Here is a 9683-nt window from a genome sequence, read left to right on the forward strand (position 1 = left end):
CCAGAAAACCTTATCCCTGCTCGTATTCCCGAACCAGTTCCTGCAGGAAATACACGCCGGCAGAACTCAGGAAACACCGCCCTGCACCGGCACGGAACATAAGATGGCGCTTATCGAGGTAGTCCAGGGCTTCCGGCACGCCTTTTTCGAACCGGGCTGCCCGGAGGATCTCCTGATACTCCTCATCACTGGCCAACGCCGTCAGATCTTGCTCATTCAGCCCTGCATCGGGGCGCCCCAAGTATTCAAGATCCCGCCCGCTGCGAGCGAAATACCGCCCGATCAGCAGGAGGATCACCTGTACCCGGAAGGCGTTTTCATCGTGTTCCTCGTTCTCGTCGTCGCTGCTTTCCTTGAGAAAGAAAAACGCGCCGGTTTCGTTGAACACCAGCTCGCTGCCCAGGTGCTCATAGAAGGTTCGGAAATGGGACAAATGGTTGTACAACAGATTGTAAAGCGGGTTGGCGCGCAGCTCGGAACGGTTGCTGTCCCACACATCACGCACAATCACCCGGCCGGCCTGGAATTCCCGGTAGATCGCGGCGCTGTGGGCCGGCAGGATCTGTTCGAAGCTGCTCGACGTTTGTGATTGATCGGCGGATTCGTTGGTATCCATCGCGTCTGATAAGTCAGGCATGCTGTTGCTCTTCTTGATTGACCGGGGCGTTGCTTTCCGTCGTTTCCAGACGGCGCTTGCGGTAGACAAACTGCTCGCTGTCTGATGACTGATCCAGGACTCGGAAACGGTTGGTGGTGACCACCTGCAGGCCCTCCGGCGGCGAATTGACCAGCCGATTCAGGGCCGCCAGTAAATCCGGAAAGCGATAGCCCGGAATAAAGCCGTCCAGGCGCCCGTGAAGCTCACGTACCAGATCGTTTGTCGGCCGCAGTTCCAGGGTTTCCAGCCATTGATAGAGCTGGTTGATGCGCTGGACGTCGATTCGGGTGTGGCGACCACTGCCCTCCACTTCCTGGAGAACCGGCACCTCGGCTTTGCGACGAAGATCATTCAGACGCAGCTCCAGCTCGCTGAACAACAGCTGGTAGTAACTGGACGATTCACCGAAGGCATAATGTTTCGGGCGCTGCTGGGCCCGCAAACCCACCAGGAAACCGGTACTACGGGCAAAATCGCCACCTTCCAGCCACTTTCGTTTCAGGCTGAGGGTCTCGGTTTCGCCCTTGAGTTCCTGCAGCTTGCCGTAGAAATGCTCCATGGCGTTGTACTGGACCATGCCCTGGCGAGTCTTGCGCAGGAAGTGCTCCACCTCCTGAGCCACCGCCTGAATGGGTTTGTACAGGGCGTTCAGGCTGATGGAGGAACGGAACAACTGGTCCGCCAGGCTGTGATCACCATGACTTTCCAGCAGCCGAACCATGGCTTCCAGGGTCTCAAACAGGTTGCTGCCATCCGGCAGTCGGGTATCCGGATTCAGGAACACCAGGGTCGGCTTGATGTGGCGCTCGTACAGGGTAACGATCTGCTCAAACAGATTCTGGCGGAACTCCAGGAATTTCTCCGGCGCCCGGCTGGCGTCGCCGGACAGGTCCGCGAGCTGCGCACTGATGGTCTGCATGCGCAGGACATTCTGGCGCAACAGCCCAATCAGCTGACTGACCCGCTCGTTCAGATCATCCCGCAGTTCGGTGTAGTCCGGATCCGCGTCGCTGAAACTGCTGGTTTCCAGCCGGTTGCGCACATCCCGCAGGGTCACCAGATGGCCACGCAGGCGGGCATCCGTCAGTTCCTGGTACAGCGAGGCGTTACAGGCCCGCATCAGATTGATCATGGCATCCTGGAACACAAGACGCCGCTCGCCCTCTGCCTTTATGATGTCGATCACCAGCCCACTGCGGAACAGATTGTCGGTATTTAGCGCAAAACGCACCCTGTCCCGGTCGGCATTGCCAAGGGTGCGGGTGTAGTCCATCACCTCGGCCACCAGATCGCTCTCACGAATATACCGGGCTTCGTTCCGGTCCATCCGTTCAATCATCCGGAACAGAATCTTCGGGTGCTCGAACAGCAGCCGAGTGGTGTCCAGGGTGCTGAAGCGTTTACTCATCCACCGGCTCCATCAAGCTGGCCTGGGTCTGGTCCGCCCAGTGGCTCATGGCCTCGCCGTTAGTGAAGCCTTCCGCCCCACCCCAGAACACCAGCGTTCGCTGCGGACTGTAAGGCTTCGCGGTGCGCATCTGCCCCACTTCCAGGTGCCGGCCAATCAGGTAAATCACTTCCGCGCTGGCACTGTGGGTGGCAGCCGAGAACAGATTGAAGCCCTGCTTGCGGAGACGCTCCAGCAGTGACGGCATCTGGCTGATGTCCACACTGGCCAGCTCGTCCAGTACCATGGGGAAAGACAGCTGCACACCCGGATACAACACGCGTTTCAACAGCCGGTACACCAGTTCCAGATTGATCAGCGCCGTGGTAGACGTGGACTGGCCCTTCTTGTCCAGGCTCGCGGCGTTTTCCTTGCGAGTGCGGTAGGAAATGCCGGTGATCACCTTGTCCATGGTCAGGCGCTTGCTCCCGCCCTCCCCGAAAAAGTCCGCCACGAACACCCGCAAGCGATCGTAGAACGCATCGGACTGCAGCTGGTTGCCATAGGGGTCGATGTTGTTGGCTTCTTCCACCAGATTGCGGAATTTCGGATCGGTGTGAATATCCACTCGGATTTCCACCAGATCGTTGATGCGCACGCCTTCGAGCTCACGGTTCAGCTGCGCCTCGAAACGGGCAATATGCTCGTGGTTGGATTTCAGGGCCTGCCGGTAGCTGGCCACGGTTTCATTGTGGATACCCACCTGCTGCTCCAGCACATTCCAGCGCTCGGCCATGCCGGCGAACAGGTCTGAGAGGCTTTTAAACGTTTCCCGGATAGCGGAGGACGCCGGGCTGTCTTTCTGCAGCTCGCCTTCGGTATCTTCGTGGATGCCGAGATACGCGAACTGGCGAAGGTGGTCGAGGATGCTGCGCCGACGCTCTTCCAGGTCGTCCAGCTGGATTTGAAGGTCGTCAAAGGCCGCGACGGACACCTGTTCGATGTCCAAAGGCTGTTCGGCTTCCACAGCTTTCAGATGCGGGAAGCGGTGCTCTACCGTGCCGACGCTGCGGCTTAGGCCGGCCAGCTCCCGCTCTCTTTCTTCGATACGCTCTTTCTCAGCCCTGGCTTTGGCGGCCTTCTGCTGAACCGCATCCTGCTTCTCCTGCTCCAGCCGGGCCTGTTCTTCCAGTTTGGCCAATTGTTCTTCCGCCGCCTGCTTCTCCTCAGTGGCGTCCCGCAGGGTGGTCGCGGTGGCCGGATACCGCTGGAGCGTTTCGAGATCCTTTTCGATGGCGCGGATCTCTTTTTCGGTGCGCTCGATCAACCGTGGCCGATCATGCTCCTGATTGGCGGTGTCTGCCAGCTCGGCCCGTTCCTTTTCCAGGCCATGAAGCTCGCCTTCCAAATGCCGGCGCTGCTCGGCGAAGTCCGTCTGTCGGGCCGGCTGTGCCTGGTATTCCGTATCGAACCAGTCAAAGCCTTTATCACTGGGTACGAACAGCCGAGCGAAAGCCTCAATGGCCGCCTTGCTGTCGGCATCCAGATCCCGGCCCGGGCTGGCCATGACCAAACGGGGATCCACGGCCCGCAGCGGCGCAGCGGTAGCTTCGTCCAACTGGTTCTGCAGCTGCCAATGTTGCTTGCTTTCCCGTTCCTTCAGGGATTCCAGCTTGCGCTCCAGCTCCTGTTTCTTCTTCTGGATCTGCTCCAGCCGGATTTCCGCCTGGGCGGCACTCTTCAATGCGGCCAGGTGGCCTTTCCTGCTCTCAAGCTCTTCCTTCTGGATATCCTCGATTTCCCGGAGGGTCATCTCCCCATACTGGGACAACAACAGGTCGCCATCTTTCTGGTTCTGCTCCGCCTGCTTGATACGCCGATCGGCAGAGCGTACCTCGCCCTTCAAGCCGCTGGCATCCTGCTCCAGCTTTTTCAGCGCCTGGAGAACATGGCGAAGGGTGTCGTTCTGTTCATTGAAAGCTTCCACCGCGGCTTTGCGCCGTGCCCCTATATCCTGAAGCGCATGGCTCACACCGTCCCGAAACGCGGCGAAATCGTGCTGGCTGCGAAGCAGCGTCTGGTAGGCCTGATAATCTTTTTCGAGCTTTTCAAACCGCGAACGTTCTTTCTCGATCCGGTTGAGCTGGGTTTGCTGCTGCTTCAGCTGGTCATGGCGGTTGAGGAAGTCGTCGATGTTGAAATCGAAGGCATCGTCGGCAAACTTCTTATCCGCCTCGATAATGCTGGCTACCGCATTGGACATGGCCTGATCGTCCGCCTTCATTTCAAACAGCAACAGGATCAACGTGCGCAGCGACTGCACCCGGCGTTCGTCAGACTCACCCAGAGGCAGCACGGAATAACGCACCGAATCGGCGTTCATCAGCTCGCTGCTGTACAGCATCTGTTTGAGTTTGCCCGGGTCATTCACAAGCCGGGTTTCTTTGGAGAGCTTTTTCAGCTTTTCGGACAAGCGGCTGAACGACAACTCCGGCACCGCCCGGCCAATGCCGTCCTCATCATCGCCATCCCAGAACAGTGGCCGCAGCTGATCGTAGCTTACCGGCACAAAGGCCCGGCCATAACTGAGCTGGCTGGCGCTGTCCCGATACAGGATCTGGCAATGCACCCCGGCCGGGTTCTCGGCTTCCATGATCAGGAAGCTGAACTGGCTGGGGAAATAATGCTGGTAGCTTTCCTCGTTGGTGTAAAAGCTGCCGGCGCTGGCATTACGGAAGGCAAATTTCTTGCGGCTGTTCTTGAAGTTGTTTTCCGGCAGCAGAAACAGACGCAGGCTGTTCAAAAGGCTGGACTTGCCCAGATTGCCCGGCCCGAGGATCAGGCCGTGGTTATCCACCGGAATTTCCACGTAACAGAAGCCGGCGGAATCCACCAACACCAGACGGCGAATGCCAAAATTGAAATTACATGGGCTCCCCTGGGAGTCACTCATCCAGAATCATCTCCTGTTCCATGAATTTGCCGGTCGATCGAAAGGCTTCTGCCAGGTTATTAAGGCCGAGCCCGCCCGCCACCGTCGCGAACATTTGCAGACCTGCGCATGATAAACACTCCGAACTGTGTTTATAAACGTAACTTTGGCGAATAGTGTAACGTCATCAGGCGCATACTGTATCAGGGACCTTGAATTCAGAATGCTACCTTAAGTCTTTGCAAAGCGCGTGAAGGTTAATCAATGAAAGACCAACTCAATACCAGCTGCGGAAAATCTGCCCTGGTTACGTTCGATATTCAGGACGAGCGACTGAAATGGTACTCGCTCGGTGACCAGGTCATGGGCGGGCAGTCTGATGGTGCGCTGACTCACTCTGAGGAAGGCGTCGGTCTTTTTCACGGCGCCGTGCGACTGGATAACGGCGGCGGATTTGCCTCTGTGAAAGCGGACCTGCCGAAGCCTTTCGATGCAGCTAGCTACACCGGTATCGAGCTTCTTGCCAGGGGCGACGGCAAAACCTACAAGATCGGCCTTCGCAACAGCACAGACCGGCGCAGCATCGTATACCAGCATACCTTCACAGCGGCCACTGAAGACTGGAGCCGCATACGGCTTCCCTTCAGCGATTTCATACCGACCTGGCGCGGCAAGACAGTGGCGAATGGGGGGCCTCTGGACACCCGGAACCTGGCGTCAGTGAGCCTGTTCGTTTCCGGGCGACAGGCCGGTGAATTCAAGCTGATCATGCAGGACTGGCGGCTATTCCGGAGCTAAGCTGGCTAGGCTTCAGTAGTACCGCTGGCGATCATGATAATGCGCTTTACGATGCCCTTATCGGACAGAACCGGTAAATAGCGAGCTTCCAGCCAGACCGGCTGCCCGTCTGCACCAAGATTCAGGAATCGGCCCTGTTGCACCTGGCCTGTAACCAATTCACGCCAGAACCTGATGTACGCCTCACCACGCGCATCCTCAGGCTTGCAGAGCACCCTATGATGCTTACCAATCAGCTGTTGCTCCTGGTAGCCAAGCAACTCCAGAAAGACATCGCTGACCGACTCAAACAGTCCATCGCCGCTCATTACCGCAACTGCCACTGACCGCTGAATCGCCTGCCAATCGGCCTCCAGTTCAGACACCCGGCTCTCGGCAGCCTCCAGCTTTTCCAGAGCGGCCTGCAGTTCCTGCTTTCGTTTGCTTTGAAACACCATCAGTTTCCTTTTGTTCAGCGTATGCCAGAATCGCCGGTTATGAGAGCATTACGATGCTCAAAAGGATCGGGATTCCCGGCACAAAACGACCATGCGGAGTTTACAATGACCAAACTAGCCCTGATAACCGGCGCCAGCGCAGGCATTGGCCATGAGGCCTGCACCCTGTTCGCCCAAAAAGGCTACAGGGTGATCGCCCTCTCACGACAACCAACCGGCGTGGAATCCGCAGATCGGGAGCTGGCGCTGGATCTTACATCCTTCGAGCAGATTGAAGGCCTGGCCAGTGCGCTGGACGCTGAAATTGCGGAGGCGGAGCAAGTTATTCTTGTCAACAACTCCGGCTACGGGCAGTTTGGAGCGCTGAGCGACCTGTCGGAATCCATGTGGCAAAAGCAATTCAGCACCCACGTATTCGGCCCCATCAAACTGGCCGCCGTCTGCCTACGGCTCTGCGAGCAACACGGTACGCCCCTGAGGGTCATAGCCGTAAGCTCCGTTCTGTCACTGACGCCCCAGAAAATGAAAGGCGCCTACTGTGCCGCCAAATCCGCGATGAACACGGCCCACGAAAGCTTCTGGTTTGATGAACAGGGCAGCAAAAGCCTGGAGAGTGTCTCGCTGGTGCTCCCGGGCCCCGTGAAAACCCGGTTCAGAGAACATGCCCTGGCCGCTTTGCAGCCGGTGCTTGGGCAAGCGAGCGCGGTGCACCGGGACAAGTACGAAGCCATGGAAGCAGCGCTCGCGCCGGGTGCCAGCTTCAAGCCGTTTACAGCCAGTGCATCGGATGTCGCCAAAAAGATAGTCACAGCTGCCGAGGCGACCAGACCCAAACCTCGATATCTCGTGACACCCCAGACCTACGCCGGCGAATTCATTACCCGGTTTATTCCCCGCTCGATCCAGAGAATCATCTTGAGGTAGTGCGGGCCTTCTTCATCCTCCGAGCCCTACTTAGTTCATCCTTCACGTATGCGCCGATGGCCTTGAGGATACCCAAGTCCGGATCGGCCTGTTCGTCATCCGCCAGCCGGAAAAGCTGCTGGTAGTACCATGCCTGGCCGCCTAGAACGTTAATCACCTTGAACGGCATCAAAGGACTGGCCGGTGAGAAGAGCCCGCTCTGGGCGAGTTTGATGTCATCCTCATAGCAGACCGTCTTGTCGATGCGACCTTCAAGCAGATCCCTGGGTGTATCCGGGTCCGTACAGAGCGGTCGGCCCAGGCCAATCACGTCGGTCTCGCCATTTGCGACCACCTCTTCCATGAACGCCCGCGAACGGAATCCACCGGTGACCATCAGCGGGCAATCGCACACCTCTCGAATCGTCTGGGCACAATCGAGAAAATAAGCCTCCCGCTTGCGAGTGCTTTCCCGCATGGCCGGCCCGTCGCTCGCAGTCTCGGCATCGCCGCTGTACCCGAGCAGCCGCGGCTGTTCGTAGGTGCCGCCGGACACCTCCAGCAGATCAATCCCCTCCTCATTGAGCCAGCGCACCACGCTCACAGACTCATCGAGCGAAAAGCCGCCCTTGCGGAAATCGTCGGAATTCAGCTTTACCGCCACCGGAAACTCCGGCCCGACAGCAGCGCGAGTCGCCCGCACCACCTCCAGCAGGAAACGGGCGCGATTCTCCAGCGACCCACCCCAGCGATCGGTGCGCTGATTGGTGACCGGCGACAGAAAAGACGACAGCAGATACCCATGAGCCCCGTGTACCTGAACGCCCGTGAAGCCAGCCTCCTTGGCGATCCGGGCCACATTGGCAAAGCGCTGGATAAAGTCGAGGATCTCCGGCTCCGTGAGCGCCCGTGGACGGGCATAGTTACCCATCAGCGATAGCTGAACCGCCGAAGGCCCCATTGGACGAGTGGTAACGTACCGCGGCGACTGCCGACCAGCATGGGATATCTGCATCCACAGATGGTTGCCGTTACGGGTGCCCGCTTCGGCCCAGGCACGCAACTGCGCCATTCCCTCGGGCTCTCCTTCAGCCGGTGCCGGATCAATCGCCACGTTACCTGGCCGCTCCAGCACACTGTGATCAATCATCACGTTGCCGGTAATCAACAGACCTGCCCCGCCTTCCGACCAGCGGCGGTAGAGGGTTTCATGGCGGTGGGTGGCGTGTAGCCGATCGTCTGCCAGCCCTTCGGTCATGGCGGCCTTGGCGATGCGGTTGGGCAGGACTGCTCCGCAGGGGAGTTTCAGAGGAGTGGCTAGAGGCGATTCGAGCATGGCATCGTCCTTGTGATTCGAATTTGTTTTTATCTGGAACATGTTATGCGCGTTTACCTATCTTATTCTATGGTGTTCAACACGTTACCCGACAAAATCGGCCTTAAAAGCCGATTTCACTCAGCCCAAAGCCAGTAAAGTGATGCATACAAAGACACAGCAAAACTCGCAGGAATGCTATGTGCAAGAGGTCGTTCGGCGATGGTAATGCTTGCGGGAATCGATTTGGCATGGCAAAGCACAAGAAACCCAACAGCGATAGCCTTTGGCGAGCTCGAAGGTTCTGTGCTTGAACTGACGAAGATTAAGGAAAAAATTTTTAGCCCGCAGTCGGTATTAGCCGAGCTTCAATCCGCCCAGCGGCTCCAAGGAATTGCTATCGACGGCCCACTTATTATTAACAACGAAACTGGGCAACGGGCCTGCGAGCGATCACTGAGCCAAGAATATGGTTCAAGGCATGCTTCCTGCCACACCTCAAATCTTACCCTGTACCCGAATGCTGAGGGTGTCCGAATTTCAACTGAGCTGGAACAACGTGGTTTCAGGCATTTAGGCCAGCAAGGCAAGAAGTGGCAACTGGAGTGTTACCCGCACCCTGCCCTTATTGAGATATTCCAACTTCCCGAACGACTGAAATACAAGAAAGGCAGAGTCGCGACGAAGCGTGAGGGGCAGCAGAAGCTCGCTGACCTTATGCTCGGCCTGAAAGAAACAGGATCAATCGAGCTCAGCATTCCAGATCATTTGCGCCACTTTTTTGACCCGGAGCATATTGCCAGCCTTCGAGGTCGCGCGCTCAAACACAATGAAGACGTGCTTGATGCAATGGTCTGCCTGTATATGGCAGCTCTGTATCAATCCGGCCATTTGCAGAAGATCTTTGGTGATATCGAAGACGGCTATGTGGTGGTACCTGACTGCGGCAATTCACCCTGATAACAAAACATCTGACGCGGTCTGCCAAACTCAGACTTTCGAGGAAAGTAAACAATGCCGACTCAGTGAAACTCTGGACATTTGCCTTCATCACCACTAACGTCTTGATTCTGGGCCAAACTGTTGTACCGCCAAAGGGATTCAATCCAATCTTATAGAAAACGTAGGTGCGGATAATGTTTGCATAACGTTTGGCTGGAATGTCTAGGAGACAGCGGAGTGATAGTCATGCCATTCGGAAAACACAGACCTCCTTCCAAACGCCGCAACGCCCTGCACTCAAAATTTAATCG

At 57.3% G+C, this 9683-nt stretch carries 8 protein-coding genes; 3 read left to right on the forward strand and 5 right to left on the reverse strand.

What is annotated here, in order from left to right; all coding sequences use genetic code 11:
* Nucleotides 1–10: 10 nt before the first annotated feature.
* Genes GJU83_RS14785 through GJU83_RS14795 form a run of 3 tightly spaced genes read right to left on the reverse strand, consistent with a single transcriptional unit; the run spans nt 11 to nt 4998 of the window.
* Complete coding sequence (locus GJU83_RS14785; RefSeq protein WP_227514632.1) at nt 11–637, reverse strand: condensin complex protein MksE; 627 nt, start codon at nt 635–637, stop codon at nt 11–13.
* Entirely contained in the window at nt 630–2066 is a 1437-nt protein-coding gene (locus GJU83_RS14790; RefSeq protein ID WP_069185289.1) for a hypothetical protein, read from the reverse strand. Before GJU83_RS14790 ends, GJU83_RS14785 begins: the two co-directional genes overlap by 8 nt.
* Entirely contained in the window at nt 2059–4998 is a 2940-nt protein-coding gene (locus GJU83_RS14795) for a coiled-coil domain-containing protein (protein WP_069185290.1), read from the reverse strand. Before GJU83_RS14795 ends, GJU83_RS14790 begins: the two co-directional genes overlap by 8 nt.
* A 243-nt stretch (nt 4999–5241) precedes the next feature.
* Between GJU83_RS14795 and GJU83_RS14800 the strand changes: the two genes are divergently transcribed.
* A complete protein-coding gene (locus tag GJU83_RS14800) occupies nt 5242–5775 on the forward strand; it encodes a CIA30 family protein (RefSeq protein ID WP_083231901.1) in 534 nt (177 codons plus the stop codon).
* A 5-nt stretch (nt 5776–5780) separates the two neighbouring features.
* On the opposite strand, the gene GJU83_RS14805 is transcribed toward GJU83_RS14800, so the two are convergent.
* A complete protein-coding gene (locus GJU83_RS14805; protein WP_069185291.1) occupies nt 5781–6212 on the reverse strand; it encodes a PAS domain-containing protein in 432 nt (143 codons plus the stop codon).
* Between the two features lie 105 nt (nt 6213–6317).
* Between GJU83_RS14805 and GJU83_RS14810 the strand changes: the two genes are divergently transcribed.
* A complete protein-coding gene (locus GJU83_RS14810; protein ID WP_069185292.1) occupies nt 6318–7136 on the forward strand; it encodes an SDR family NAD(P)-dependent oxidoreductase in 819 nt (272 codons plus the stop codon).
* On the opposite strand, the gene GJU83_RS14815 is transcribed toward GJU83_RS14810, so the two are convergent.
* Nucleotides 7123–8451, reverse strand: coding sequence for an NADH:flavin oxidoreductase/NADH oxidase family protein (locus GJU83_RS14815; protein ID WP_069185293.1), 1329 nt, complete (start codon nt 8449–8451; stop codon nt 7123–7125). The two genes, GJU83_RS14810 and GJU83_RS14815, sit on opposite strands and share 14 nt — an antisense overlap.
* 225 nt (nt 8452–8676) lie before the next feature.
* On the opposite strand from GJU83_RS14815, the gene GJU83_RS14820 reads away from it, so the two are divergent.
* Nucleotides 8677–9390: a DUF429 domain-containing protein gene (locus tag GJU83_RS14820; protein ID WP_267313039.1), complete on the forward strand. Its 714-nt coding sequence runs from the start codon at nt 8677–8679 to the stop codon at nt 9388–9390.
* The last annotated feature ends 293 nt before the right edge of the window (nt 9391–9683 follow it).

The sequence above is a fragment of the Marinobacter salsuginis genome (genome assembly GCF_009617755.1).
Lineage (GTDB): Bacteria > Pseudomonadota > Gammaproteobacteria > Pseudomonadales > Oleiphilaceae > Marinobacter > Marinobacter salsuginis.

Coding starts and splice junctions, on each gene's coding strand:
- GJU83_RS14785 (WP_227514632.1), bottom strand. CDS start 637: ATGCCTGACTTATCAGACGCGATGGATACCAACGAATCCGCCGATCAA.
- GJU83_RS14790 (WP_069185289.1), bottom strand. CDS start 2,066: ATGAGTAAACGCTTCAGCACCCTGGACACCACTCGGCTGCTGTTCGAG.
- GJU83_RS14795 (WP_069185290.1), bottom strand. CDS start 4,998: ATGAGTGACTCCCAGGGGAGCCCATGTAATTTCAATTTTGGCATTCGC.
- GJU83_RS14800 (WP_083231901.1), top strand. CDS start 5,242: ATGAAAGACCAACTCAATACCAGCTGCGGAAAATCTGCCCTGGTTACG.
- GJU83_RS14805 (WP_069185291.1), bottom strand. CDS start 6,212: ATGGTGTTTCAAAGCAAACGAAAGCAGGAACTGCAGGCCGCTCTGGAA.
- GJU83_RS14810 (WP_069185292.1), top strand. CDS start 6,318: ATGACCAAACTAGCCCTGATAACCGGCGCCAGCGCAGGCATTGGCCAT.
- GJU83_RS14815 (WP_069185293.1), bottom strand. CDS start 8,451: ATGCTCGAATCGCCTCTAGCCACTCCTCTGAAACTCCCCTGCGGAGCA.